Genomic DNA, 24,094 nt, shown 5'->3' with positions numbered 1-24,094 from the left:
CCGGGGCGCGGGCACCCGGCACCCGTGCCCCGGCGGGGCGGCAGCGGGGGCGGCAGCGGCTACTTGGTCACGGTCACCCGGGCCGCGACCGGCAGGTGGTCGCTGCCGGTCTGCGGCAGGGTCCAGGAGGCCTCCGGCTTCATCCCGCGGACCATGATCTGGTCGATCCGGGCCATCGGGAACGCCGCCGGCCAGCTGAAGCCGAAGCCGTCGCCCGCCGCGCCCTGGGTGGAGCGCATCTGCGAGGTGACCTCGGACAGGGAGCGGTCGTTCATCGTGCCGTTGAGGTCGCCGAGCAGGATGACCTTCCGCAGCGGCTCGGCGGCGAGCGCGCCGCCCAGCGCGTCCGCGCTCTTGTCGCGCTGGTTGGCGGTGAAGCCGGCGTTCAGCTTCACCCGGACGGACGGCAGGTGGGCCACGAACACGGCGACCTGCCCCTGCGGGGTGTCGACGGTGGTGCGCATGGCCCGGGTCCAGCCCAGCCTGATGTCGACGGGCCGGCTGGAGCCCAGCGGGTACTTGCTCCACACGCCGACGGTCCCCTCCACGGCGTGGTACTTGTACGTGGCCGCCAGCGCCTGCTCGTAGACGGGGACGGCGCTGCCCTTGAGCTCGGTCAGGGCCAGGACGTCGGCCCCGGCGCCGGCCACCGACCGGGCGGTGCCGCGCGGGTCGGGGTTGTCGGCGTCGACGTTGTGGGCGGCGACCACCAGGTTGCCGCCGGAGCCCGACTTGTCGGTGACCAGGCCGCCGAAGAGGTTCGCCCACACGACGGCCGTCAGCAGTATCGCGACCAGCGCGGTCGCGGACCTGCGGACCACCGCGGCGACGAGCAGGGCCGGGACGAACAGCCCCAGCCAGGGCAGGAACGTCTCGGTGAGGCTGCCCAGGTTGCCCACGCTGTTGGGCAGCTCGGCGTGGAAGATCATGACGAGTGCGAGCAGCAGGGCGACCGCCGCGATCACGACCCCCCGCCGCCAGATCCCCGGGTCGTGCCGCAGCCCGGCCAGGCGGTGCCGGAGCCGGGATCCGCGGGGCTCGGGCTCCGAGCCGCCGTGCCCCGTCTCCGTCATGTACGCCTGTGCCATGCCACTGCCCTCGCTGCCGTGCTCGCGCTCCGTCCCCCCACCATGACCCTAGGCGATGGACGCAGCCTTCCGTGCCGTTGTTCCGGCCGTACGTCCGGGAGGACGAACGGCCATACGGCCCAGGTTCCGGTTGTCACGAAACGCGCACATTCGGTCAGGAACCAGAGGATTCCCGGAACCGGCGCGGAGCCGCCGCGAAGTGTGACCGGACGGTCGCCCCCTCCACTTTCGCGGCCGGCCGGGCAGGTGCCACCATGGGGGTGAGTCCGGGGACGCCGTGAGGGCGCCTCGAGATGACATCAAGGAGCAGTTGCAATGACGCATGCCGTTTCGCCTGCCCGCGAAGCCGCCTCCCCCACCCTGTACGGAGGCACGGGCACCCGACGGATCACCGTCCGCGACCTGACGCTCGCCAAGGAGCGCGGCGAGAAGTGGCCCATGCTCACCGCCTACGACGCGATGACCGCGTCCGTCTTCGACGAGGCCGGCATCCCGGTCGTGCTCGTCGGCGACTCGATGGGCAACTGTCACCTCGGCTACGAGAACACCGTGCCGGTGACCATGGACGAGATGACGCTGCTGTCCGCGGCCGTGGTGCGCGGCACCCGGCGCGCGATGGTCGTCGGTGACCTGCCGTTCGGCTCCTACCAGGAAGGCGCCGTCCAGGCGCTGCGCAGTGCCACCCGGCTCGTCAAGGAGGCCGGCGTCGGCGCCGTGAAGCTGGAGGGCGGCGAGCGTTCGCTGCGCCAGACCGAGCTGATCGTGCAGTCCGGCATCCCCGTCATGTCCCACCTGGGCCTGACCCCGCAGTCCGTCAACGCCATGGGCTACCGGGTCCAGGGCCGCGGCGACGAGGCGGCGCACCAGTTGCTCCGCGACGCGAAGGCGGCGCAGGACGCGGGGGCCTTCGCGGTGGTGCTGGAGCTCGTACCGGCCGAGCTGGCCGCCGAGGTCACCCGGTCGCTGCACATCCCGACGGTCGGCATCGGCGCGGGCGCGGACTGCGACGCGCAGGTGCTGGTGTGGACCGACATGATGGGCCTGACCGGCGGCAGGATGCCGAAGTTCGTGAAGCAGTACGCGAACCTGCGCGCGACCATGACGGACGCGGCGAAGGCGTTCGCCGAGGACGTGGTCGGCGGAACGTTCCCGCAGGAGCAGCACTCCTTCCACTGACCCCCGCCCGGTGCCCGTCGGCCCGGCCCCGTCCGGGCCGGCGGGCCGCCGTCGGCCGGTTGTCGGTGCGGCCACCCGCTCGTCGGCGGGCTGTCGGTCGGCTGTCGGTGCTCTGTCGGTGACGGCTGGTCCCATGGGGACATGACGCGAAACGACAAGAATCCCCGGAACGGCGCGAACGCCGTGGAGGTACGGGGACTGGTCAAGCACTTCGGCTCGACCAAGGCCCTCGACGGGGTCGACCTGGACGTCCGCGAGGGCACGGTGCTCGGCGTCCTCGGCCCCAACGGCGCCGGCAAGACCACCCTGGTGCGCTGCCTGTCCACCCTCCTCGTGCCGGACGCCGGCACGGCGGTGGTCGCCGGCTACGACGTGGTCCGCCAGCCGCGGCAGCTGCGCCGCACCATAGGCCTCACCGGCCAGTACGCCTCGGTCGACGAGAAGCTGTCCGGCTGGGAGAACCTGTACATGATCGGCCGGCTGCTGGACCTGTCCCGCAAGGACGCCCGGTCCCGCGCCGACGAGCTGCTGGAGCGGTTCTCCCTCACCGAGGCCGCGAAGAAGGCCGCGACCCACTACTCGGGCGGCATGCGGCGCCGCCTCGACCTGGCCGCCTCCATGATCGGCCGCCCGGCCGTGCTCTACCTGGACGAGCCGACCACCGGCCTGGACCCCCGTACCCGCAACGAGGTGTGGGACGAGGTCCAGCGGATGGTCGCCGAGGGCGCCACCGTCCTCCTCACCACCCAGTACATGGAGGAGGCCGAGCAGCTCGCCCACGAGCTGACGGTCATCGACAAGGGCCGGGTCATCGCCAAGGGCGAGGTCGACGAGCTGAAGGCCCGCGTCGGCGGGCGGACGCTGCGGGTCCGCCCCGTGTCCGCCTCCGACCTGCCGGGCATGGCCCGCGCGCTGGCCGAGGCCGGGCTCGACGGGGTCGCCGGCTCGCAGGCCGTACCGGACGAGGGCGTGCTGCTGGTGCCGATCCTGAGCGACGACCAGCTGACGGCCGTGGTCGGCCTGCTGGCCGCCCGCGGGTACGCCATCGCGGACCTCGGCACGTACCTGCCCAGCCTGGACGAGGTGTTCCTCGCCATCACGGGCCACAAGCCCACCCTCGACCACGACCTGCCCCAGCGGACCGAGGAGGTCGCGGCATGAGCACCGTCACCACGAAGAAGGCCGCCGCCACGGCGCCCGCGCCGGCCGCCGCCGCGGTGCCGGCCGGCGAGGGCCGGATCGGCCTGCGGGCCAACCTGCGGCACATCGGCGCGCTGTCGCGCCGCAACGTCCTGCAGATCAAGGCCGACCCCGAGTCGATGTTCGACGTGCTCCTCATGCCGATCATCTTCACGCTGCTGTTCGTGTTCGTCTTCGGCGGCGCGATCTCCGGCAAGGGCAACCAGGACCTGTACGTCAACTACGTGGTGCCCGGCCTGATGGCGATGATGGGCATGAACATCGCCATGGGGGTCGGCAGCGGCGTCAACGACGACTTCAAGAAGGGCGTGATGGACCGCTTCCGGTCCATGCCGATCGCCCGGTCGTCCGTACTCCTCGCGAAGATCATCGTCGAGCTCGGTCGCATGATGGTCGCCATCGCGATCCTGCTCGCCGTTGGCTTCCTGCTGGGCCTGTCCATCAAGACCTCGGTGCTGCACCTCCTTATGGCCATCGGCCTGTCCGCCGTCTTCGGCGCCTCGCTGATGTGGATCTTCATGCTGCTCGGGCTCGCCCTGCCGACCGCGCAGGCCGTCCAGGGCATCGCGATGCTGGTGCTCATGCCGCTCGAGTTCGGCAGCTCCGTCTTCGCCCCGACGTCGACGATGCCGGACTGGCTCCAGGCCTTCACCGACTGGAACCCGTTGTCCAACCTGGCCGACGCGGCACGCGGCCTGATCAACGGCGGTCCCGTCGCCCACTCGGTGTGGATGGTCCTCGGCTGGTCGCTGGCCATCACGGTGGTCACGATGCCGCTCGCGGTCCGCAAGTTCCGCGACAAGACCTGATCCGGGCGGACGGTCCGCTCCGGATCACGTCCCGGACGGGCCCCGCGCGGGGGCCGGGTCAGACGAGGGCGGTGGCCTCCTCCAGGGTGAGGCCGCCGCCCTCGGCGTACGCCGCCTCGTACGCGGCGTCGCCGAGCACCGCCCGGGACAGCTCCTCCGCCAGGGCGGAGTCCTCGCGTTCGGTGCTGACGGGGAAGTGCCCGGTGGGCAGCAGGGCCCGGTACGCGCCGAGCAGCCGCGCCGCGTCGTACGCCTGCGAGGGCCCGCCGAGGGTCGCCCGGGAGCGGGCCGCCATCAAGAGGTACACGGCGGGCAGTTGGGGGGCGACCATCAGGGCGAGGGGCTCCCCGGCGGTGGGCACGGCCTGCCGGAGCAGCACCAGCGCCTCCTCGGGCCGGCCGTCCTGGTTCTCCAGCCAGGCCAGGGTGCCGAGCAGGAACCCGTCGAAGATGGCGAACGCGCCGAAGGCGAACTCCTCGCGCAGCCGCTGGAGCTGGGCCCGGCCCTCGGGGATGCGGCCGCTGCGCCCGTAGCAGGAGGCCAGGAACATGCGGGCGGCCGGCAGTGCCTCGTTGCCGTACGCCTGGTGGGTGCGCAGGACCTCGGTGAGCAGTTCCTCGGCCTCGGCGGCCCGGCCGCTCTCGATCAGGACCCCGGCCATCCGCACCCGCAGGACCGTGACCTGGGAGGATGCGCCGAGCCGCTCGGCGTACTCGATGGCGGAGCGGAAGTCCGCGGCGGCGAGCTCGTACCGGCCGCGCTTCTCGTGGGACTCGGCGCGTGCGGACAGGGCCTCCGCGCAGCCCCAGTCGTCGCCGAGTTCGGTGAACAGGGCCAGGCTCTCGTCGGCGTCGCGGGCGGCGTCGCCGGCCCAGGAGGCCCGGTTGGCCAGGATGTTGGCGCGCAGCTGGAGGGCGCCCGCCAGCTCCCAGCGGTAGTCGAGGGCGCGGGCGGTGTCGACGGTGGCGTCGACGACCCGCTGGAGCAGGTCCGGGTCCCCGGAGAGCATCGCGGCGTAGACCCACAGCGAGCCCGGGGCGTGACAGGTCTGCGGCAGGCCGGGCCGGTAGGCGGCGACGATCCCCTCGATCTGGTGCCGGACCTCCGGGGACGTCCAGCTCTCGTTCTCGTGGTCGCGGGCGGCGAGCTGGGTCAGGCGGATGCCGCGCCAGGCCTCGGTGAGCAGCTCCCCGCCGTACGGCGGGGGCGTGTCGACGAGGCGCTCGTACACGGGCTCGGCGGGGGTGACGGGCGCTCGGAAGGGGTCCGGGCCGAGGGCGCTGGCGGCGTTCGCCCAGTGCCGGGACTCGGAGCGCAGGTCGTGCATCTGCCAGTACCAGACGAGGGAGTGGACCAGGCACAGCACCTCGTCGGTGTCGCGGGCGGCGAGGGCGCGGCGCAGGGCGGTACGGACGTTCTCGTACTCGGTGGCGAGGCGTTCGGCGGCGGCGCGCTGGCCGTGGCCGCGGAGCAGCGGCTCGGTGGTGCGGGCGAGCTCCCGGTAGTGGACGAGGTGGCGCCGCTCGGTGGCGGCCCGGTCGCCGGGGGCCTCGTCCAGCCGTTCGCCGGCGTACTCGGCCACGGTCTCCAGGAGCCGGTAGCGCATGCCGTCGGGGGTGGGGGCGGCGGTGACGAGGGACTTGTCGACGAGGGAGCCGAGGAGGAACGCGACGTCGGCGCCGTCCCGCGGGGTGTCGGCGCAGACGGCCTCGGCGGCGGCCAGGTCGCAGCCGCCGGCGAAGACGGACAGCCGGGCGAGGACGGTCCGCTCGGGGGAGTCGAGCAGGTCCCAGGACCAGTCGACGACTGCGCGCAGGGTCTGCTGGCGGGGCAGGACGGTACGGGCGCCGCTGGTCAGCAGCCGGAAGCGGTCGTCGAGCCGGTCGGCGATCTGGCGGGGCGTGAGCAGCCGCAGCCGCGCCGCGGCGAGCTCGATGGCGAGCGGCAGCCCGTCGAGGCGGCGGCAGATCTCGGCGGCCGCCTCGGGGTCGTCGCCCGTGGTGAAGCCGGGCCGGGCGGCGGCGCCGCGGTCGCCGAGCAGCCGCAGCGCGACCGGGTCGGGCAGCGGCTCCACCGGGCGCAGGAACTCTCCGGGTACGCCGAGCGGTTCACGGCTGGTGGCCAGGATCCGTACGCCGGGGCAGTGGGTGAGGAGGCGCTCGGCGAGCTCGGCGGCGGCGCCGACGACGTGCTCGCAGTTGTCCAGGATCAGCAGGAGCCGCAGCCGGGCGCAGTGCTCGGTGAGCCGGTCCAGCGGGTGGTCGCCGGCGCGCTCGGTCAGCACCCGCAGCTCCTCGGTGGAGGCGCCGCGCAGCTTGGTCTCGCGGGCCCCGAGGGCGGTGAGCACGGCCTCGGGGACGTCCTCCGGGTCGTCGACGGGGGCCAGCTCGGCGAGCCACACGCCGTCGGGCCAGTCCGCCGGGGCGTGGGTCTCGGCGGCCTCCTGCGACAGCCGGGTCTTGCCGGCCCCGCCGGGCCCGAGCAGGGTGACCAGCCGCGCCTGCGCCAGGTCCCCTCCGATGGCCCGTATGTCGTCCTCCCGCCCGACGAAGGTGGTCAGCCGCGCCCGCAGGTTCCCCCGGCCCCGGGCCGGCCCGGCGTGGTGCTGCTGCGGCGGGTGGGCCGCGTGAGCCGGGTGGGGGGAGGGGGCCGGTGCGTCGGGGAGCACCGGGGCGGGGCCGGCACCGGGGCCCCGGGAGGACCCCGCGGTGGGACCACCGGCGGGCGGGACGACGGACGGGGCTGCGTGGGCCCCGGCGGGCGCGGCGGCAGCGGCGGTCTCGCCTGAGCGGTGCGGGACGTCGGGCCGGGCGTCGGACCAGTCGTCGGGCCGGGCGTCGGGCCGGGCGTCGGGCGGGGACAGCAGGGCGGCGTGGAGGGTGCGCAGGGCGGGGCCCGGGTCGGCGCCCAGCCGGTCGGCGAGGTCCTGCCGGACCTCCTCGTAGGCGGCCAGGGCCTCGGCCGCGCGCCCGCAGTCCCGCAGCGCCCGGATCCGGAGCGCCTGCAGCGGCTCGTCCAGCGGATGCTGCGCGCACAGCGCCGCGAGCTCCGGCAGCACGCGGGCCGCCTCGCCGAGGTCGAGGGCCGCGGCGAGCCGCCCGCGGTGCGCGTCCCTGCGTACGGCCTCCCAGCGCGCGGCCTCCGGCCCCGGGTCGGGGAGGTCGGCGAGCGCGGGGCCGCGCCACAGGGCGAGGGCCTCGTCGTACTGGGCGGCCGCCTGCGCGGGGTCGGCGTCCGCGGCGGCCGCGGCGGACCGGGCCAGCCCCTCGAAGCGGTACAGGTCGACGTCCTCGCGCCCGGCGGCCAGCAGGTACCCGCCCTCCGCCGACCGCACGGCCTCGTGGCCGAGGGCCCTGCGCAGCCGGGCGACGAGCGCCTGGAGGGCGGCGTTCGCGTCGGCCGGCCGGTCGCCGTCCCACACCTCGGCCACGAGCAGGTCGGCCGGCACCGCCCGCCCCGGCCGCAGCGCGAGCGCGGTGAGCAGGGCGCGCAGGCGCGCGCCGCCGACGGCGACGGTGGTGCCGTCGTCGCGGATGGCCTGGGCGGTGCCGAGAATCGCGTAGCGCACCGGCCCATTGTCCCCGGACCGGTATCCCGGGCGGGCCCCTGCCCGGGGTAGGTTTCGCCGCATGGGTCATCAGAGCACGCGCAGCGACCGGCAGGTCAGTTCCGTCTTCCTCGGCATCGTGGCGGTCATGGCCGTCACCGGCTGGGCGGTGTGGACGGGTTACTCGGCGAGCGCGGGCCTGGCCGTCTTCCTCTTCGTCACGTCGGCGTGGATCGTCTCGCTCTGCCTGCACGAGTACGCGCACGCCCGCACCGCCCTGCACGGCGGCGACCTCACCGTCGGCGCCAAGGGCTACCTGACGCTGAACCCCCTCAAGTACACCCACGCACTGCTGAGCATCGTCCTGCCCGTGATCTTCGTCATCCTCGGCGGCCTGGGCCTGCCCGGCGGGGCGGTGTACATCGAGCGGGACCGGGTGCAGGGCCGCTGGAAGCACAGCCTGATCTCGGCTGCGGGCCCGCTGACGAACGTGGCGTTCGCTGCGGTGTGCACCGCCCCGTTCTGGCTGGGCGCCGTCGACGGCGTCCCGCTCGCCTTCCGCTTCGCGCTGGCCTTCCTCGCGCTGCTCCAGGTCTCCGCGGCGATCCTGAACTTCCTGCCGGTGCCGGGCCTGGACGGCTACGGCATCATCGAGCCCTGGCTGTCGTACCGGGTGCGCCGCGAAATAGCGCCGCTGGCGCCGTTCGGCCTGATCGCCGTGTTCGCGCTGCTGTGGGTCCCGGCGGTCAACGCGGCCTTCTTCGGCGCGGTCGAGGGCGTACTGGCCGGGTTGGGCGTCTCGGACGTGGAGACGTACTGCGGCCACGGCCTGTACCGCTTCTGGCAGGAGACGGACGGCCTCTGCACCGTCCCCCAGGCCGAATAGCGGGCCGAGCGGCCCGGCTCCGCGTCCCCCTCGGACCGGGGCTCCAGCCGCAGGACCGGGGCGCGGTCGCTCACGCGCGCCTGGTTCCGCGACGCACTAGCCGGCGGAGCCGGAGGCCTTGCGGGCCTTGTCCTTGCGCACGTAGTACCAGGCCATGTTGGACGTGAGGCCGGCGAGCAGCACCCACACGATCCCCAGGAAGCTGCCCTCGACGAAGGCGACCACGGCCGCCGCCACGGACAGGGCGCAGACGACGATGGCGAAGACGGCAAGGCGGGGCATGGGGTACGGCTCCTCGGCGGGCGAAAGGGGTGTCAAGCCCCTCCAGTGTCCCCCATGCCCCGCAGTCCCCCCGCAAAGGCACCCGGCCGAGGTGCCCGCCTCGGTCCGGCGGCCCGTTTTCCCGTTCGGCTGATCTTGCGCACGGTGCGCCGCTATCGTGCGCCGCAAGCGTGCCGCACGGCTCGCGCTTGAGCACCGCAGCAGAACGACCAGTCCGGCCTGCACGGTCCGCCGCCGCCCCGGCCGGGCGAGTGGGGGGGTACCGCATGCAAGAGATCACCAAGGGCGCCAACGTCAGCCTGACCGCGCTCGGCGAGGACTCCGGATCCGTGGTGGTGAGCCTGGGCTGGAGCAGTACGTCGGGCTCGGGCGACGCCGACGTCTCCGTCCTCCTCGTGGGCGCGGACGGCAAGGTCCGCGGCGAGAACGACTTCTACTTCTACAACAACCCGGCCGCGGCCGACGGCAGTGTGCAGCTGCTGGGGAAGACCCCCACGGGCAACGGCGACGAGGACCGCATCAGCGTCGACCTCACCGCCATCCCTGAGGACGTCGCCCGGATCGTGGTGGCCGCCAGCCAGTACGGCAGCGCCCGTTTCGGCGACCTCGACGACCTGCGGATGACCGTCTCGGACCGGTCCGGCGAGCCGCTGGTCGGCTTCTCCATCGAGGACGCGGGCGCGGAGACGGCCTTCATCTTCGGCGAGCTGTACCGGCGGGGCGAGGAGTGGAAGTTCCGGGCCGTCGGCCAGGGGTATGAGAGCGGCCTGGCAGGTCTGGCGACCGACTTCGGCATCGAGGTGCTCGACGAGACCGAACCGGGTGGGGCGGCGGACGGGGACCGGGGACCGACCGGACCGGCCGCGGCCGGTCCGGCCACCGGGTCGGCACAGCCCTCCGCCGGAACGGGAGGCGGCGCCGCGGCCGCAGCCACAAGCGGAGTCACAGGATCCGGTGCGGCCGCCGGGGAGGCCCCGGCGGCCGCACCGGCCCCCGCCGTCCCGGCCCAGCGAGCAGGCCGGGGCGCGCGGACCACGAAGAAGAAGGTCACCCTGCCGAAGGTGGCCGGGAAGTCGCTCGCCGAGAACGACTCCTGGCGCCGGGCGCGCCTGTTCCCGGCCCCGACGCTCAAGAGCGACAAGGAGCGGGAGGTGCGCGCCACGTCGGTCCTGCTGTCCGTGATGGCCGAGGTGCCGGAGTTCGGGCGCCGGCTCACCGCCGGGTTCGGCGCGCCCGCGGGCCGGATGCAGACCTTCACCGAGGTGTCCCTCCCCCACGGCGACACGCCCCGGCGGCCGGACGGCGTCATCCGCGTCGAGCGGGCCGGCAAGCTGTGGACGGCGCTGCTGGAGACGAAGACGAACGGCAATGCGCTGAAGCAGGAGCAGGTCCAGGAGTACGTGGACATCGCCGCGCGCCGCGGCTACGAGGCCGTGATCACCCTCTCCAACGACGTGGCCCTCGAAGGCGCGGCCGTGGTGAACGTCAAGATCGACGGTCGGCGCAAGCACAAGGTCAGTCTCTGGCACCTGTCGTGGGCGGAGGTGGCGCACCAGGCACAGATGCTGATCCACCACGAGGGCGTCGGCAACGCCGCGCACGCCTGGCTCCTCCAGGAGCTCCTGGCCTACTTGCGGCACGATCAGTCCGGCTGTCAGGGCTTCCAGAACATGGGCCCGGCGTGGGTGCCCGTGCGCAGGGGGATCGAGGACGAGACGCTCGGCATCGGGGACGAGCGCGCCGTAGCCGTCGTGGAGAGCTGGGAGCGGCTCATCCGCCAGGTGTGCCTGCGCGTCGGCGGCGAGCTGGGGCAGAAGGCACTGCCCGTGCAGCGCGCCCGGCGCGGCAGCGCCCCCGGGGCCCGGCGGGCGGAGGCGGCCGAGGCGTTGTGCCGGGACGGCCGGCTCTGTGCGGAGATGCGGATCGACGGCACGAGCAGTGTCATCGCCGTGACCGCCGACCTGCGGACGGGGAAGATCCGCACGTCGGCCGAGGTGCCGGCGCCGGAAGGCTCCTACCCGCTGTCGTCCGCGAAGCGGCTCGTGCGGATGCTCGCCGAGGCTCCCGCGGACCTGCACGTCGAGACCCTCGTCGAGAGCGGGCACGGGCCGCGGGGCACCTTGGAGCGGCTGCGTCCGGAACCGGGCGACCTGCTGCCCGGCAACGGGGCGCAGCTCACCGGGTTCCGGCTGTCGCTGATCAAGGGCATGGGCAGCACCCGGGGGAACGCCGAGTCGGGCTTCATCCGCAGCGTGGACGATGCCGTGGACCGCTTCTACCACGGGGTGCTGGCGCACGTGGGCGCTTTCGAGGGCCGTCCGGGCCGCCGCGGCTGAGGCGCGGCGGCCCGGCCCGGGGACGCCGGAGGCTCAGACGTCGGTGATGCGGAGGCCCGAGTGGGCCTTGTAGCGGCGGTTGGCGGAGATGAGGTTCGCGACCAGGGACTCGACCTGGTGGGCGTTGCGCAGGCGGCCGGCGAAGACGCCGCGCATGCCGGGGATGCGGCCGGCCAGGGCCTGGACGATGTCCGTGTCGGCGCGGGACTCGCCGAGGACCATCACGTCGGTGTCGATCTCCTCGACCGTCTCGTCCTGGAGCAGGACCGCCGAGAGGTGGTGGAAGGCGGCCGTGACGCGGGAGTCCGGGAGGAGGGCGGCGGCCTGCTGGGCGGCGCTGCCCTCCTCGACCTGGAGGGCGTAGGCGCCCTGCTTGTCGAAGCCGAGGGGGTTGACGCAGTCCACGACGAGCTTGCCCGCGAGGTCCTCGCGCAGGGCCTCCAGGGTCTTCGCGTGGCCCTCCCACGGCACCGCGATGATCACGATGTCGCTGCGGCGCGCGCATTCGGCGTTGTCCGCGCCCTCCACGCCCAGGCCCAGTTCGGCGGCGGCGTGCGCCGCACGGTCGGCGGCGCGGGAGCCGATGATCACCTTCTGGCCGGCCTTGGCGAGCCGGTAGGCCAGGCCGCGGCCCTGGTCGCCGGTGCCGCCGAGGACGCCGACGACGAGGCCGGAGACGTCCGGCAGGTCCCACGGGTCCTTCGCGGCGGGCTTCTGTGTGCTGTCAGTGGAGGTCATGGGGTGAGCGTAATGCCGGGCCCCGGGCGATCGAACAGGCATCGGTGGTGCCCGGGGGCGGGGCCGGTTCGTGTCGTTGCGGGCGGCGGCAGGGCGGGCGGACGGGCGGGGCGCAGTCCGCCCGCCCGCCCCGCCCGTCCCGCCCGTCCGCTCGTCCCGCTCGCCCGCGTCCGGGCCGTCAGGTGGTCGTGCCCTCGTCGTCCTCGCGGGACTTGTCGTTCCACTTGGGGTCGTTCTGCCATTCGAGGTTGCGCTCCCGCGCGGTCTCCATGGCGTGGGCGGCCTCCTCGGGGGTGGCGTACGGGCCGAAACGGTCCTTCGCCGGGCACTCGGGCCCCTCCTCGACCTTCTGGTGCACCAGGCAGTAGTACCACTCGCCCGGTTTGCCCACCTGACGCTTCTTGAACAGGGCCATCGTCCTCGGGCTCCTCTCGCCGCCGGCTCTGCGGCACTCTGCGCCGGTCTCCGCTGTTCTCTGCCGCCATGCTGCCCCATCCCCGCTGGATACACTCGCTTGCATGTCTGGCCAGTCGCTGCTCGTCCCCGGCGAGCTCTCTCCGACCCGTTCCGTTCCCGGCAACATCCGCCGGCCCGAGTACGTGGGCAAGCCCGCGCCCACCCCGTACACCGGACCGGAGGTGCAGTCGGCCGAGACCATCGAGGCCATGCGCACCGCCGGCCGGATCGCCGCGCAGGCGATGGAGGAGGCGGCGAAGCTGATCGCCCCCGGGGTGACCACCGACGCACTGGACCGGGTGGCGCACGAGTACATGTGCGACCACGGCGCCTACCCGTCGACGCTCGGCTACCGGGGCTTCCCGAAGTCCCTGTGCTCCTCGGTCAACGAGGTCATCTGCCACGGCATCCCCGACTCCACGGTGCTGCGCGACGGCGACATCGTGAACCTGGACGTCACCGCGTACATCGGCGGCGTGCACGGCGACAACAACGCCACCTACCTGTGCGGGGACGTGGACGACGAGTCCCGACTGCTGGTGGAGCGCACCCGGGAGGCCCTGAACCGGGCCATCAAGGCGGTCAAGCCGGGCCGGCAGGTCAACGTCATCGGGCGGGTCATCGAGTCGTACGCGAAGCGGTTCGGCTACGGCGTGGTCCGTGACTTCACCGGTCACGGCATCAACTCGTCCTTCCACTCCGGCCTGATCATCCCGCACTACGACAGCCCGCACGCCACAACGGTGATGCAGCCGGGGATGACCTTCACGATCGAGCCGATGCTGACGCTGGGCACCCACGAGTACGACATGTGGGAGGACGGCTGGACCGTCGTCACGAAGGACCGGAAGCGGACCGCGCAGTTCGAGCACACACTGGTGGTGACGGACACGGGAGCCGACATCCTCACCCTGCCGTAGGGGCCCCGCCGACGAGGTTTCGACCCCGGGGGCGTTTTACCGACAACACGTCGGGAACACATTGACTTAGGTAAGCCTAAGTAAGAGGATCGGGGCGCGGCGGTCACCCGTGCCGCCGTGCCCGCATCCACGCCCGACGGAGGTCTTGTCTTGGACGCCTTCTCCACGGTCATCCGTGTCGCTTCGCACGAGCAGCACACCGAGGCGGAGTCCTCGACGTTCATGAGCGACCTGCTCGGCGGCCGCCTCGGGGTGGACGCGTACGCGCGCTACACCGAGCAGCTGTGGTTCGTGTACCGGGCCCTGGAGGACGCCGCCCAAGCCCTCCGCGACGACCCGGTCGCGGGCCCCTTCATACGGCCCGAGCTGATGCGCGTCGCCGAGATCGAGCGCGACCTGGCCCATCTGCGCGGCCCGTCCTGGCGGGAGACGCTGGTGGCGCTGCCCGCCACCGGGGCGTACGCGGACCGGATCTCCGAGTGCGCGGCCACCTGGCCCGGCGGGTACGTCGCCCACCACTACACGCGCTACCTGGGCGACCTCTCCGGCGGCCAGATCATCCGCGACAAGGCGGAGCGGACCTGGGGCTTCGAGCGCAAGGGCGACGGCGTCCGGTTCTACGTGTTCGCCGCCATCGCCAACCCGGCCTCCTTCAAGCGGCAGTACCGCGAGCTGCTGGACGCGATCGCCGCGGACGACCTGGAGAAGCAGCGCATCGTCGACGAGTGCAAGCGCGCCTTCGACTACAACGGCGCGGTCTTCCGGCAGCTGGGGGAGGAGTTCCCGCTCAGCGCCTGAGCCCACCCGCCTCCCCGCCTCGCCACGTCCTCGCGGGCTCGCGCCCGCGGGGAGGCGTGCGCTCAGCGCATCGGGCCGCCCATGCGGCCGTACACCGGTCCCGCCTGGGGCGGGGTGTCGAAGCGGACGCGGCCGCCGATCTCGACGCTGCCGTCCGGGCCGGGGGCGGTGAGGATCTGCGAACCCGCGCCCTGGGTGATGTTCAGGGCGCGGTTCAGCTGTGCCGTCAGCAGCACCGCCGCCGAGCCGGTGGCCTCGTCCTCGGCGATGATCCCGTCCGGGCGCCGCGGGAAGCCGCGGGCCCGGATCCGGCCCGCGGCCTCGTCCTCCCAGGCCCACGCGTACAGCCAGCCCTCGCCCGGCGGCGGGGCGGGCAGCGCGTCGACGTCGGCGGGGGTCGCGTACTGCTCGGTGCGCTTGCCCTCCACCCACTCGGGCCGGGCGGTGATCCAGGTGAACTCCCCGTCGTACCGGGCCCACACCTCGCCGGCGGGCGGCTGGAGCTCCTCGATGTCCAGCAGCCAGGCGACCCCGACCAGCGGGTGGCCCGCGAAGGACATCCGCGTGCCGGGCGTACGGATGTCGACGACCCCGCGCTCGGGGTCGTCGACGAACACCGTCTCGCTGTAGCCGAGTTCGGCGGCCAGGGCCTGCCGCGCCTCGTCGTCGGGGCAGGTCCGGCCGTCGCGTACGACACCGAGCACGTTGCCGAACCGGCCGTCGCCCGCGCAGAAGACCCTGAGTACGTCGAGATCGTTCACGCGGGCATTCAAACACGGCGCGGTTAAGTACGAACTCAGGGCCGGGCCCTGCTCAGGGCATGGTCACGTCCGGATCAGATCCCGCTCAGGAGCGGGCGGTGCGCCGCCTGCGGGCCAGGGACAGGGCTCCCGCGCCGGCCACGACGGCCGCGCCGGAGGCCGCGAGCAGCGCCCCGGCCGGGACCTCGGCGCCGGTGGCGGCGAGCTTTCCGCCACCCGGGCCGCCGGTGCCGCCGCCGACCGTGCTGGCGGACCCGGCGGTGGTGGTGCTGCCGCTTGTGCCGGAGCCGGCAGTGCCGCCGGTCCCGGTCGGGGTGGGCGCGGTGCCGGGCAGGGCGGCGTCCTTGTCGACGGTCACCGACAGGGTGACCGGGTCGGCCGGCTTGCCCTCGGCGTAGTCGGGGCTGGGGGCGCCGATCGCCGCGGAGCCCTCGGCGGTGAAGGCTGCCGGGACGGATGCCAGGGTGAGGACCCCGCCGCTGGTGCGGTAGTCGGCCTTCGACAGGTCGAGGGTGGCGAAGGGGACGTCCGCCTTGGTCGCCCCGGGTGTCTTCACGTCCAGGACCAGCGTGCCCTTCTTGCCCTCCGCGTTGACCCGCAGGTTGGTGAAGGTCATGTCGATGCGGTGGTCGGGCCGCTGGAAGCGGAGGCTGCCGGCGAAGGAGGCGTCCAGCTTCTGCCGGACGGCGTCGAGTTCGCCCTTGCCGAAGGCGAAGGAGAAGCTGGTGCCCGCGGCCACCGCGCCGCCGGCCGGGGTGACGGAGCCGCCGCCCTTCACCACGTACGTACGGAACGACTCCTTCACGCCCCAGGTCAGCCGGCCGCCGACCAGCTGCTGCGGCCCGCCCGAAGACGGGGAGCCCGCGCCCGGCGAGGGCGCGAGGGTGGGCGCGGGCCCGCCGTTCGACGCCGACGGGGAAGGCGCCGTCGAAGGGGACGGCGAGGGCGCGGACGGCGACGGCGGGGTGGGCTTGCCGAACTCCAGGGCCGCGGTGAGCGGGTCGCCGGCCAAGCCGGCGTACTGCTCGGAGCCGAGCTGGTCGGCGGCCTCCTTGGTGAGGGTGGTGGCGAGCCGGTCCATCGCGCGGCCGGTGAAGGCGACGTCGGCCAGCGGGACGTCACGGGCGAGCGTGCCGTTCTTGGTGACGTCCGCGGTGAGCTTCTTGGTGCCCGTGTCGATGCGGAGGTTGGCGAGGGTGACCTTGAAGCCGTGGGCCGTGGACTCGAAGGTGACGCTGCCCTTGAAGGCGGCGGTCACGACGTGGCCGCCGTCCTTGTCGTACGCACCGGTGGCGGAGGGGAAGCGGAAGGATCCGTCCGCGTTGGCCTCGGCGCCGTCGGCCGGGGTGATCGTGCCCTTGGCCATGCCCGTGACGTACGCCCGGTAGCGCGCCAGGACGCCCCAGTCGAGGGTGCCGTTCACGATCGGCAGGGGCGCGGCGGCGGGGACGGCGGCAGCCGGGGCGGCGGGCGCGGGCGCTGCGCCCACGGCCGTGGCGGGCATGGCGAGGACGGTGACGCCGAGCGCGGCGGCGGTGACGACGGCCGCCGCGAGGGCTGTGGAGCGGCGGCGGGTGGATGAGGACATGGGCTGGATCTCCTGAGGGGTACGGGGGTGGCGTGCAGCCGTGTGAGGCGTGCGGGACGGGTGGCTCAGGGGTGGCCCGGCTGTGCACCGGAGGCGGACTCGGCCACGGAAGCGGAAGCGGACTCGGCCGCGGAGGCGGCCCGCGCGCGGCGGCGCCGCAGCGCCAGCAGCCATCCGGCGCCGCCGGCCGGCACCAGGAGGGCCGCGGCGAGGGCGGCGTACAGCCCGGCGTCCGACCCTCCGCCGGACCGCGGCGCGGTGGCGGACGGCCCTGCGGCCGGGGAGGCGGTCGTCTGCGGGCCGGCGGGCGTCGCCCGGGCGGAGCCCAGGTCGGGCAGGGCGGGCAGGTGGGCGGTGGCGTCGAGGGCGACGGCGAGGGATACGGGGTCCATCTCGGTGCCGGCCCTGTACATGGAGCCGAGGGCCCGGGAGCCGTCCTCGGTCAGGGTGGCCCGGGCCTCGGCGAGGGTGGCGAGCGCGCCCTCGGTCTTCAGGCCGGCCGCGTCGAACTCGACGAGCGGGACGGCGGGCTTCGTGTCCCCGCCGGTGGTGACGTCGGTGCTGAGGACGCCCTTGCCGCCCTCCACCCTGACGACGACCTTGCCGAGCTTGAGGTCGAGGTGGGCGCCGGTGAAGTGGACGGTGCCGGCGAAGGCGGCGTCGAGGGTGCCCTTCCGGCCGTCGTACGCGCCCTTGCCCTGCGGGAAGCGGAACAACGCCCCACCGTCCTGGGCGCCCTCGGCGAGGGTCCACCTGCCCTGGCCCACGGCGCCGGTGACGTACTCGCGGAAGGTGCGCCGCACGCCCCAGTCGACGGCCGCGTCGGTGAACGCGCCCCGCCCGGCGGGGGTCTGCGCACCGGGGGAGGCCCCGGCCGCGGCGCTCGGGGACGGCGAGGGAGCCGCGGCCGGGGCGGACCGGACGTCGACGGAGAGCGTGATCGGGTCGAGCGGGGTGCCGGCCGGGTAGTAGCCGGCGAAGGCCTGGGCGCCCTGCTCGGTGAGGGTGGCGGGTACGTTGGTGAGGGCGAGCGGGCTGCCGCTGCCCCTCATGTCGATGCCTCCGAGGCCGAGGGTGGCGAAGGGGACCCGGGAGAGGCTGGTGGTCCGGCCGGTGCCCTCGGCCCTGCCGACGACGTCCGCGTAGAGGGTGCCGCTGCCGCCTTCGATCCGGATCGCGGGCCTGCTGATCGTCAGGTCCAGCTCGTGGGTGCCGTCGGGCTTCGGATGGCCGTGGAAGGCGACGCCACCGCTGAAGGCCGCTTCGAAGGCACCGGTGTCGGGGTCGTAGGTGCCGGTGGCCGAGTGGAAGCGGAACAGGCTTCCGCCGACCGTGGCGGCTCCGCCCCTCAGCTGGAATACGCCTTTTGCGACCGGGCCGGTGACGTAACTCTGGAAGGACGACTTGAGGCCCCAGTCGAGCCTGCCGCCCTGCACGGCACGGCTCACCGCGTGGGCTCCGGCGGCGGGTAGCAGGGCCGCGAGCAGAGCCGCCAGGGTCGCCGCGAGGGCGACGGCGAACGGGCGGACGGGGCGTGCGGACATCGATGTCCCCTCCAGGACCTGGTTAGTAAGGTTAGGCTAACCTAAGCTATCCCGATCGGGAGTGGAACCCCTCCACCCGACGGACCATCAGCCGGACGACCAGGACGGTGCCTTCGTGCCTACGCCCGCCGCGGCAGCCCCCCGCCCCACCCGCCGATTCCCCGGGGGCCACCCCCGCGGCCGCCGTCCCGCCCGCGGCCACCTCGTGCTCGGCCGGCTCGCCCTCGGCCGCTTCGCCCTCGCCTTCTGCGCCCTGGCGACGGCCGCCGCCGTCACCGGCTGCGCGCACACGGACCCGCCCGGCGCGGGCCCCTCCGCCCGCAGCGCCGCCGCGCCCCCGGACCGGGTGGAGCCCCTCTCCCCCGCCCCGGTGCCCGCCCTCCCGGTGACCGTGCCCTCGGCCGACGGCAGCCCGGTGACGGTCGCGTCCGCCGACCGCGTGGTGCCGCTGACCGGCAGCCTCAACGAGATCGTCCACACCCTCGGCCTCGGCCCCCGGGTCGTCGCCCGCGACATCACCGCCACCTTCGAACAGGCCGCGCAGCTGCCCGTGGTGACCCGGGGTCACGAGGTCTCCGCCGAGAGCGTGCTGTCCCTGCGCCCCACGCTGGTCCTGGCCGAGACCACCACCGGCCCCGCCGAGGCCGTCCGGCAGATCCGCGACGCGGGCATTCCGCTGCTGGTGGTTGCCCCGGCCAAGTCCCTGGAGGACGTACCCCGGAGGATCGACGCCGTGGCCGCCGCGCTGGGCGTCGAGGACGCCGGGACGCGGCTGAACCAGCGCACCGCCGAGCGGATCGCCGCGGCCCGGGCGGGGGTGCCGGCGCAGGCCGCCGCCCCGGGGAAACGGCCCCGGGTGGCGTTCCTGTACCTTCGCGGCTCCGCGTCCGTGTACCTGATGGGCGGCTCCGACTCCGGGGCGTCCTCGCTGCTGGAGGCCGCGGGCGCCGTCGACACCGGCAAGGAGTCCGGCCTCGGCAAGGACTTCACCCCGATCACCAGCGAGGCCCTCGCGGCCGCCGCGCCCGACGCCCTCCTCGTCATGTCCAGGGGCCTGGAGTCCGTCGGCGGCCCGGACGGCCTGGTGAAGATCCCCGGGGTCGCCCAGACACCGGCCGGCATGGACCGCCGCGTGATCAGCATCGACGACGGGGTCCTCCTCAACTACGGGCCCCGCACCGACCAGGTGCTCGCCTCGCTCGTCACCCAGCTCTACGGCGGGGCCTGACATGGGCGACCGCACCACGGAACCCGCCGCCGGGACGGCAGCACCCCCGGCCGCACCCGCACCGGCCCCCACGCCCGCACCGGCGCCCGTGCCCGGGTACGCGCCCGGGTCCGCGACCGCCGGCGCCGACCCTGCCGCCGCCGCCGACCCCGGCCGCCGGGGACCGGGCGCCCGGGGCCGCCGGGGCGCCCGGCTGGTCGCCGGGCTCGGCGCCGTGCTCGTCCTGCTCGCGCTCGCCTCCGCCGGCGCCGGGGCGTACGAGATCCCGCTCGGGGACGTCCTCGGCTCCCTCCGGCACCACCTGGGCCTCGGCGGGGCCCCGCTCGACCGGGTCGGCGAGAGCGTGCTGTGGAACGTACGCCTCCCCCGCGTCGCCCTCGCCCTGCTCGTCGGGGCCAGCCTGGGCTGCGCGGGAGCCCTGATGCAGGGGGTGTTCGGCAATCCGCTCGCCGAGCCCGGCGTCATCGGCATCTCGGCGGGCGCCGCCGTCGGCGCGGTCGCCGCCATCGGCCTCGGCCTCGGCTTCCTCGGCAACTGGACCGTCACCGCCTGCGCGTTCACCGCCGGCCTGCTCACGGTCGGCGCCGTGTACCTGCTGTCGCGGACCGGCGGCCGGACCGAGGTCGTCACCCTCGTCCTCACCGGCATCGCCGTCAACGCCTTCGCGGGCGCCCTCATCGGCCTGTGCGTCTTCTTCGCGGACAGCGGCCAGGTCAACCAGATCACCTTCTGGCAGCTCGGCTCCCTCGCCCAGGCCACCTGGCCCAAGGTGCTGGCCGTCCTGCCCTGCACCGCCGCCGGACTGGTCCTCGCCCCCTGCTACGCCCGCCGGCTGGACCTCCTCTCCCTCGGCGAACGGCCCGCCCGCCACCTCGGCGTGGACGTCGAGCGGCTGCGGCTCACGCTCATCGTCGTCGTCGCCCTGCTGACCGCGGCCGCCGTCGCCGTGGCCGGCGTCATCACCTTCGTCGGCCTGCTCGTCCCGCACCTGCTGCGCATGGCGAACGGCCCCGGCCACCGCTTCCTGGTCCCCGGCAGCGCCCTGGCCGGTGCGGCGGTGCTGCTCTCGGGCGACCTCGCCGCCCGGACCGTGGCCGCCCCGGCGGAGCTGCCGCTCGGGGTGCTCACCGCACTGGTCGGCAGCCCGTTCTTCTTCTGGCTGCTGCGCCGCACCCGCCGTGGGCAGGGAGGCTGGGCATGACCGCCGCCACCGCACCCGCCGGCTTCCGCTTCCTTCGGCGGCGCCGGCACACCGTCCCCGAACGCCGCCCCGCGGGCACCGCCGTCGCCGAGGCCGCCGGCCTGCACGCCCGCCTCGGCGGACGCCCGGTCCTCGCCGGGATCGACCTGGCGGCCCGCGCCGGTGAAGTGCTGGCCCTGGTCGGCCCGAACGGCGCCGGCAAGTCCACGCTGCTCGCCGCGCTCGCCGCCGACCTGCCCCCCGCCGCGGGCACCGTACGGATCGACGGGCGCCCGGCGGGCGAGTGGACGGCCCCGGAGCTGGCCCTGCGCCGGGCCGTGCTCCCCCAGGCCGCGGAGCTCTCCTTCCCGTTCACCGTGGTGGAGGTCGTACGGATGGGCCGCGCGCCCTGGGCCGGCACCGGCACCGCCGGCACCGGGGCCGACGAGGAGGCCGTGACCCGGGCGATGGCCGCCACGGAGGTGTCCGGTTTCGCCGACCGCCACTTCACCGCCCTGTCCGGCGGAGAAAGGGCCCGGGTGGCACTGGCCCGGGCGCTGGCCCAACAGGCCCCGCTGCTGCTGCTCGACGAGCCGACGGCGGCCCTCGACCTGCGCCACCAGGAGCTGGTGCTGCGGATCTGCCGGGAGCGGGCGGCGGCCGGGGACGCGGTGGTCGCGGTCCTGCACGACCTGGGCCTCGCCGCGGCCCACGCCGACCGCATCGCCGTCCTCGACGCCGGGCGGATCGCCGCGGACGGGCCACCGGCCGACGTGCTGCGCGCGGATCTGCTCGGCCGGGTCTACCGGCAGCCCGTGGAGGTCCTGCCACATCCGCGATCCGGGATTCCGCTTGTGGTCCCCGTCCGCGACGCAGACACGACCGCAGTACCGGAGAGTCACTTCGACTTGACTTCCGCTTGACTCTTCCATGGGGTGGCCGTGGGGTCTCCGTGACGACTCCGTGCCCGGAGTCGAAAGGTGTGCGTCAGATCACTGGACGGACGGGTATGGGTCAAGTAAGGCTCAGCTAAGTTAGGTGCGCCTCTCCGGCCGCCCCACCCGGGGGGCCGTCTGCCGCACGCCGTCCGCCGACCCTCGACACCAGGAGCCCCCATGCGTCCCGCCCGCCTCACCGTCCTCACCGCGGCTGCCGCCGTGGCCGCGCTGACGGCCGTCACCGGCTGCGCCGAGAAGGGCGGGTCGGCAGACGGCAAGGCCGTCAAGGTCGCCGCCTCCGACACCGCGTGCGAGGTCTCCGCGACCGAGTTCCCGGCCGGCAAGGTCACGATCGAGGTCGAGAACAAGGGCTCGAAGGTCACCGAGCTGTACGTCCTCTTCCCGGACGACCGGATCGTCACCGAGCGCGAGAACATCGGCCCGGGCACCAAGGCCACCATCACCGCCGAGATGAAGGCCGGCGACTACGAGATCGCCTGCAAGCCCGGCATGAAGGGCGACGGCATCCGCCAGAAGGTCAAGGCCACCGGCAACGGCGCCGCCGAGAAGCGCAGCCCCGAGCTGGACGCAGCGGTCGCCGGCTACCGCAAGTACGTGCAGGAGCAGGCAGACGAGACCCTCCCCGCGGCCAAGGCGTTCGCGGACGCGGTCAAGGCCGGCGACCTGGAGGCCGCCAAGAAGGCGTACGCGACGTCCCGCATCGGCTGGGAGCGCACCGAGCCCGTCGCCGAGTCCTTCGGCGACATCGACCCGAAGGTCGACGTCCGTGAGGACGGCCTGGAGGCCGGCCAGGACCCGGCGAAGGACTGGACCGGCTGGCACCGCCTGGAGAAGTCGCTGTGGGCCGACGGCAAGATCGGCGACGAGGAGAAGAAGCTCGCCGACCAGCTGATCACGGACCTGACCGACTGGCAGAAGAAGGTCGGCCAGGCGGAGATCACCCCCACCTCCATCGCCAACGGCGCCAAGGAGCTCCTCGACGAGGTCGCGACCGGCAAGGTGACGGGCGAGGAGGAGCGCTACAGCCACACCGACCTGGTCGACTTCAAGGCCAACGTCGAGGGCGCGCAGAAGGCGTACGAGCTGCTGAAGCCGGTCGCGGCGAAGAACGACGCCGAGCTCGCCAAGCAGCTCGACACCCAGTTCGCCGCGCTGAACGCGCTGCTGGACAAGTACCGCGCGGACAAGAACACGTACGAGTTCACCTCCTACGACAAGGTCGGCGAGACCGAGCGCAAGGAGCTGTCGGACGGCGTCAACGCGCTGGCCGAGCCGCTCTCGAAGCTGGCCGCCGCGGTCGCCAAGTAATCCCGGCAACGGTCAACAGCAGGCGGGAGAACCCGGAATGACTGAATCTGTGCCGGCCCAGGCCGGCCGCCCCTCGCGGCGCTCCGTGCTCGGCTGGGGCGGGGCCGGGCTGACGCTCGGCGCCGCCGCGGCCGGCGGTGCGGCGGCGGCCCTCGTCCCCTCGTCCGACCTGGCGCCGGCGGCCTCCGCCGGCGGCGCGGTGCCCTTCCACGGCCCGCACCAGGCGGGTATCGCCAGCGCGGTCCAGGACCGCCTGCACTTCGCGGCGTTCGACGTGAAGACGAAGGACCGCGCCGAGCTCGTGAAGCTGCTCAAGGACTGGACCGAGGCGGCCCGCCTGATGACGGCCGGCCGGCCCGTCGGCGACGCCTACGAGGGCCTGCCCGAGGCCCCGCCGACCGACACCGGCGAGGCCCTCGGCCTCAAGCCGTCCCGGCTGACGCTGACGGTCGGCTTCGGCCCGGGCCTGTTCGCCAAGGACCGCTTCGGCCTGGAGGGCAAGCGCCCGGAGGCGCTGGTGGACCTGGAGCTGTTCCCCGGCGACAACCTGGACCCGGCCCGCTCCGGCGGCGACCTGTGCGTCCAGGCCTGCGCCGACGACCCGCAGGTCGCCGTGCACGCCATCCGCCAGCTCGCCCGCATCGGCTTCGGCAAGGTCGCGATGCGCTGGTCGCAGCTCGGCTTCGGCAAGACCTCCTCGACCACCCCGGACGAGCAGACCCCGCGCAACATGATGGGCTTCAAGGACGGCACCCGGAACATCTCCGGGACCGACAAGGCGGCCCTCGACAAGCACGTGTGGGTCGGGGCGGAGGACGGCAGCGCCTGGATGACGGGCGGCTCGTACCTGGTCGCCCGCCGCATCCGGATGAACATCGAGACCTGGGACCGCACCCCCCTGCAGGAGCAGGAGGACATCTTCGGCCGCGACAAGGGCGAGGGTGCGGCGGTCGGCAAGTCCAAGGAGCGCGACGAGCCGTTCCTGAAGGCGATGAAGCCGGAGGCGCACGTCCGCCTCGCGCACCCCGACAGCAACAACGGGGCGACGATCCTGCGCCGCGGCTACAGCTTCACCGACGGCACGGACGGGCTGGGCCGGCTCGACGCGGGCCTGTTCTTCATCGCCTACCAGCGCGACGTCCGCAAGGGCTTCATCCCGATCCAGCGCCAGCTGGCGAAGTCCGACGGCCTCAACGAGTACATCCAGCACGTGGGTTCGGCGATCTTCGCCGTCCCGCCGGGCGTCCACGACAAGGACGACTGGTGGGGCCGGACCCTGTTCGCCTGACG

The 24,094-nt window shown here is 74.1% G+C and carries 20 protein-coding genes; 12 read left to right on the top strand and 8 right to left on the bottom strand.

Annotated features, from left to right (window positions below; genetic code table 11):
• Positions 1-59: 59 nt before the first annotated feature.
• Positions 60-1,088, bottom strand: coding sequence for an endonuclease/exonuclease/phosphatase family protein (locus ACSHWO_RS23865; protein ID WP_361096844.1), 1,029 nt, complete (start codon positions 1,086-1,088; stop codon positions 60-62).
• 315 nt (positions 1,089-1,403) lie between these two features.
• Here ACSHWO_RS23865 and panB point away from each other — a divergent pair, with 315 nt between their 5' ends.
• From panB to ACSHWO_RS23850, 3 genes are all read left to right on the top strand, one after another.
• A complete protein-coding gene (panB, locus tag ACSHWO_RS23860; protein WP_361096841.1) occupies positions 1,404-2,264 on the top strand; it encodes a 3-methyl-2-oxobutanoate hydroxymethyltransferase in 861 nt (286 codons plus the stop codon).
• A 141-nt stretch (positions 2,265-2,405) separates the two neighbouring features.
• The gene (locus ACSHWO_RS23855; protein WP_361096838.1) at positions 2,406-3,425 is read left to right on the top strand and encodes an ATP-binding cassette domain-containing protein; all 1,020 of its coding nucleotides are present in this window, start codon (positions 2,406-2,408) and stop codon (positions 3,423-3,425) included.
• Positions 3,422-4,273, top strand: a complete 852-nt coding sequence (locus ACSHWO_RS23850; protein WP_438314708.1) for an ABC transporter permease — start codon at positions 3,422-3,424, stop codon at positions 4,271-4,273. Before ACSHWO_RS23855 ends, ACSHWO_RS23850 begins: the two co-directional genes overlap by 4 nt.
• Positions 4,274-4,331: 58 nt before the next feature.
• Here ACSHWO_RS23850 and ACSHWO_RS23845 read toward each other — a convergent pair whose 3' ends face one another.
• Positions 4,332-7,904, bottom strand: a complete 3,573-nt coding sequence (locus ACSHWO_RS23845) for an AfsR/SARP family transcriptional regulator (protein ID WP_438314705.1) — start codon at positions 7,902-7,904, stop codon at positions 4,332-4,334.
• Between ACSHWO_RS23845 and ACSHWO_RS23840 the strand changes: the two genes are divergently transcribed.
• Positions 7,903-8,706 (top strand): site-2 protease family protein, encoded by an 804-nt coding sequence (locus ACSHWO_RS23840; RefSeq protein ID WP_385849301.1) that lies wholly within the window; start codon positions 7,903-7,905, stop codon positions 8,704-8,706. The two genes, ACSHWO_RS23845 and ACSHWO_RS23840, sit on opposite strands and share 2 nt — an antisense overlap.
• 96 nt (positions 8,707-8,802) lie before the next feature.
• Here ACSHWO_RS23840 and ACSHWO_RS23835 read toward each other — a convergent pair whose 3' ends face one another.
• Positions 8,803-8,988, bottom strand: a complete 186-nt coding sequence (locus ACSHWO_RS23835; protein ID WP_438314701.1) for a hypothetical protein — start codon at positions 8,986-8,988, stop codon at positions 8,803-8,805.
• A gap of 266 nt (positions 8,989-9,254) precedes the next feature.
• Between ACSHWO_RS23835 and ACSHWO_RS23830 the strand changes: the two genes are divergently transcribed.
• Positions 9,255-11,324 (top strand): TerD family protein, encoded by a 2,070-nt coding sequence (locus ACSHWO_RS23830; RefSeq protein WP_438314698.1) that lies wholly within the window; start codon positions 9,255-9,257, stop codon positions 11,322-11,324.
• Positions 11,325-11,357: 33 nt separating this feature from the next.
• Here ACSHWO_RS23830 and npdG read toward each other — a convergent pair whose 3' ends face one another.
• Both npdG and ACSHWO_RS23820 read right to left on the bottom strand, forming a co-directional pair.
• Positions 11,358-12,062, bottom strand: a complete 705-nt coding sequence (gene npdG / locus ACSHWO_RS23825) for an NADPH-dependent F420 reductase (protein ID WP_361096820.1) — start codon at positions 12,060-12,062, stop codon at positions 11,358-11,360.
• Positions 12,063-12,240: 178 nt separating this feature from the next.
• Positions 12,241-12,477 (bottom strand): hypothetical protein, encoded by a 237-nt coding sequence (locus tag ACSHWO_RS23820; protein ID WP_438314695.1) that lies wholly within the window; start codon positions 12,475-12,477, stop codon positions 12,241-12,243.
• Positions 12,478-12,580: 103 nt separating this feature from the next.
• On the opposite strand from ACSHWO_RS23820, the gene map reads away from it, so the two are divergent.
• Entirely contained in the window at positions 12,581-13,438 is an 858-nt protein-coding gene (gene map / locus ACSHWO_RS23815) for a type I methionyl aminopeptidase (RefSeq protein WP_361096814.1), read from the top strand.
• 150 nt (positions 13,439-13,588) lie between these two features.
• Positions 13,589-14,236, top strand: coding sequence for a heme oxygenase (biliverdin-producing) (locus ACSHWO_RS23810; protein ID WP_361096811.1), 648 nt, complete (start codon positions 13,589-13,591; stop codon positions 14,234-14,236).
• Between the two features lie 62 nt (positions 14,237-14,298).
• On the opposite strand, the gene ACSHWO_RS23805 is transcribed toward ACSHWO_RS23810, so the two are convergent.
• The 3 genes from ACSHWO_RS23805 to ACSHWO_RS23795 all read right to left on the bottom strand — a co-directional run bounded on the left by ACSHWO_RS23805 (position 14,299) and on the right by ACSHWO_RS23795 (position 18,129).
• Positions 14,299-14,997 carry a PhzF family phenazine biosynthesis protein gene (locus ACSHWO_RS23805; RefSeq protein WP_385849303.1) on the bottom strand — a complete coding sequence of 233 codons (699 nt, stop codon included), beginning with the start codon at positions 14,995-14,997 and terminating at the stop codon, positions 14,299-14,301.
• Between the two features lie 85 nt (positions 14,998-15,082).
• Positions 15,083-16,585 (bottom strand): HtaA domain-containing protein, encoded by a 1,503-nt coding sequence (locus ACSHWO_RS23800; protein WP_438314690.1) that lies wholly within the window; start codon positions 16,583-16,585, stop codon positions 15,083-15,085.
• 65 nt (positions 16,586-16,650) lie between these two features.
• Positions 16,651-18,129, bottom strand: coding sequence for an HtaA domain-containing protein (locus tag ACSHWO_RS23795; protein WP_438314687.1), 1,479 nt, complete (start codon positions 18,127-18,129; stop codon positions 16,651-16,653).
• 115 nt (positions 18,130-18,244) lie between these two features.
• Between ACSHWO_RS23795 and ACSHWO_RS23790 the strand changes: the two genes are divergently transcribed.
• The 5 genes from ACSHWO_RS23790 to efeB all read left to right on the top strand — a co-directional run bounded on the left by ACSHWO_RS23790 (position 18,245) and on the right by efeB (position 24,092).
• The gene (locus ACSHWO_RS23790) at positions 18,245-19,357 is read left to right on the top strand and encodes a heme/hemin ABC transporter substrate-binding protein (RefSeq protein WP_438314684.1); all 1,113 of its coding nucleotides are present in this window, start codon (positions 18,245-18,247) and stop codon (positions 19,355-19,357) included.
• Between the two features lies 1 nt (position 19,358).
• Entirely contained in the window at positions 19,359-20,558 is a 1,200-nt protein-coding gene (locus ACSHWO_RS23785; RefSeq protein WP_438314681.1) for a FecCD family ABC transporter permease, read from the top strand.
• Positions 20,555-21,460 (top strand): heme ABC transporter ATP-binding protein, encoded by a 906-nt coding sequence (locus ACSHWO_RS23780; RefSeq protein WP_438314678.1) that lies wholly within the window; start codon positions 20,555-20,557, stop codon positions 21,458-21,460. The genes ACSHWO_RS23785 and ACSHWO_RS23780 overlap by 4 nt, the downstream gene beginning before the upstream one ends.
• A gap of 192 nt (positions 21,461-21,652) precedes the next feature.
• Complete coding sequence (gene efeO, locus ACSHWO_RS23775) at positions 21,653-22,804, top strand: iron uptake system protein EfeO (RefSeq protein WP_438314675.1); 1,152 nt, start codon at positions 21,653-21,655, stop codon at positions 22,802-22,804.
• A 37-nt stretch (positions 22,805-22,841) separates the two neighbouring features.
• Positions 22,842-24,092, top strand: a complete 1,251-nt coding sequence (gene efeB, locus ACSHWO_RS23770) for an iron uptake transporter deferrochelatase/peroxidase subunit (RefSeq protein ID WP_438314672.1) — start codon at positions 22,842-22,844, stop codon at positions 24,090-24,092.
• The last annotated feature ends 2 nt before the right edge of the window (positions 24,093-24,094 follow it).

It is taken from the genome of Streptomyces pallidus (ex Mingjun et al. 2026), from assembly GCF_051550185.1.
In the GTDB taxonomy this organism is placed as follows: Bacteria; Actinomycetota; Actinomycetes; order Streptomycetales; family Streptomycetaceae; genus Streptomyces.
Note: the sequence above shows the minus strand (reverse complement) of the source record. Positions and strands in the feature narration are given on the sequence as shown.

Coding starts and splice junctions, on each gene's coding strand:
- map (WP_361096814.1), top strand. CDS start 12,581: ATGTCTGGCCAGTCGCTGCTCGTCCCCGGCGAGCTCTCTCCGACCCGT.
- ACSHWO_RS23830 (WP_438314698.1), top strand. CDS start 9,255: ATGCAAGAGATCACCAAGGGCGCCAACGTCAGCCTGACCGCGCTCGGC.
- ACSHWO_RS23855 (WP_361096838.1), top strand. CDS start 2,406: ATGACGCGAAACGACAAGAATCCCCGGAACGGCGCGAACGCCGTGGAG.
- ACSHWO_RS23845 (WP_438314705.1), bottom strand. CDS start 7,904: ATGCGGCGAAACCTACCCCGGGCAGGGGCCCGCCCGGGATACCGGTCC.
- ACSHWO_RS23795 (WP_438314687.1), bottom strand. CDS start 18,129: ATGTCCGCACGCCCCGTCCGCCCGTTCGCCGTCGCCCTCGCGGCGACC.
- panB (WP_361096841.1), top strand. CDS start 1,404: ATGACGCATGCCGTTTCGCCTGCCCGCGAAGCCGCCTCCCCCACCCTG.
- efeB (WP_438314672.1), top strand. CDS start 22,842: ATGACTGAATCTGTGCCGGCCCAGGCCGGCCGCCCCTCGCGGCGCTCC.
- ACSHWO_RS23800 (WP_438314690.1), bottom strand. CDS start 16,585: ATGTCCTCATCCACCCGCCGCCGCTCCACAGCCCTCGCGGCGGCCGTC.
- ACSHWO_RS23835 (WP_438314701.1), bottom strand. CDS start 8,988: ATGCCCCGCCTTGCCGTCTTCGCCATCGTCGTCTGCGCCCTGTCCGTG.
- ACSHWO_RS23785 (WP_438314681.1), top strand. CDS start 19,359: ATGGGCGACCGCACCACGGAACCCGCCGCCGGGACGGCAGCACCCCCG.
- ACSHWO_RS23820 (WP_438314695.1), bottom strand. CDS start 12,477: ATGGCCCTGTTCAAGAAGCGTCAGGTGGGCAAACCGGGCGAGTGGTAC.
- npdG (WP_361096820.1), bottom strand. CDS start 12,062: ATGACCTCCACTGACAGCACACAGAAGCCCGCCGCGAAGGACCCGTGG.
- ACSHWO_RS23840 (WP_385849301.1), top strand. CDS start 7,903: ATGGGTCATCAGAGCACGCGCAGCGACCGGCAGGTCAGTTCCGTCTTC.
- ACSHWO_RS23780 (WP_438314678.1), top strand. CDS start 20,555: ATGACCGCCGCCACCGCACCCGCCGGCTTCCGCTTCCTTCGGCGGCGC.
- ACSHWO_RS23850 (WP_438314708.1), top strand. CDS start 3,422: ATGAGCACCGTCACCACGAAGAAGGCCGCCGCCACGGCGCCCGCGCCG.
- ACSHWO_RS23865 (WP_361096844.1), bottom strand. CDS start 1,088: ATGGCACAGGCGTACATGACGGAGACGGGGCACGGCGGCTCGGAGCCC.
- efeO (WP_438314675.1), top strand. CDS start 21,653: ATGCGTCCCGCCCGCCTCACCGTCCTCACCGCGGCTGCCGCCGTGGCC.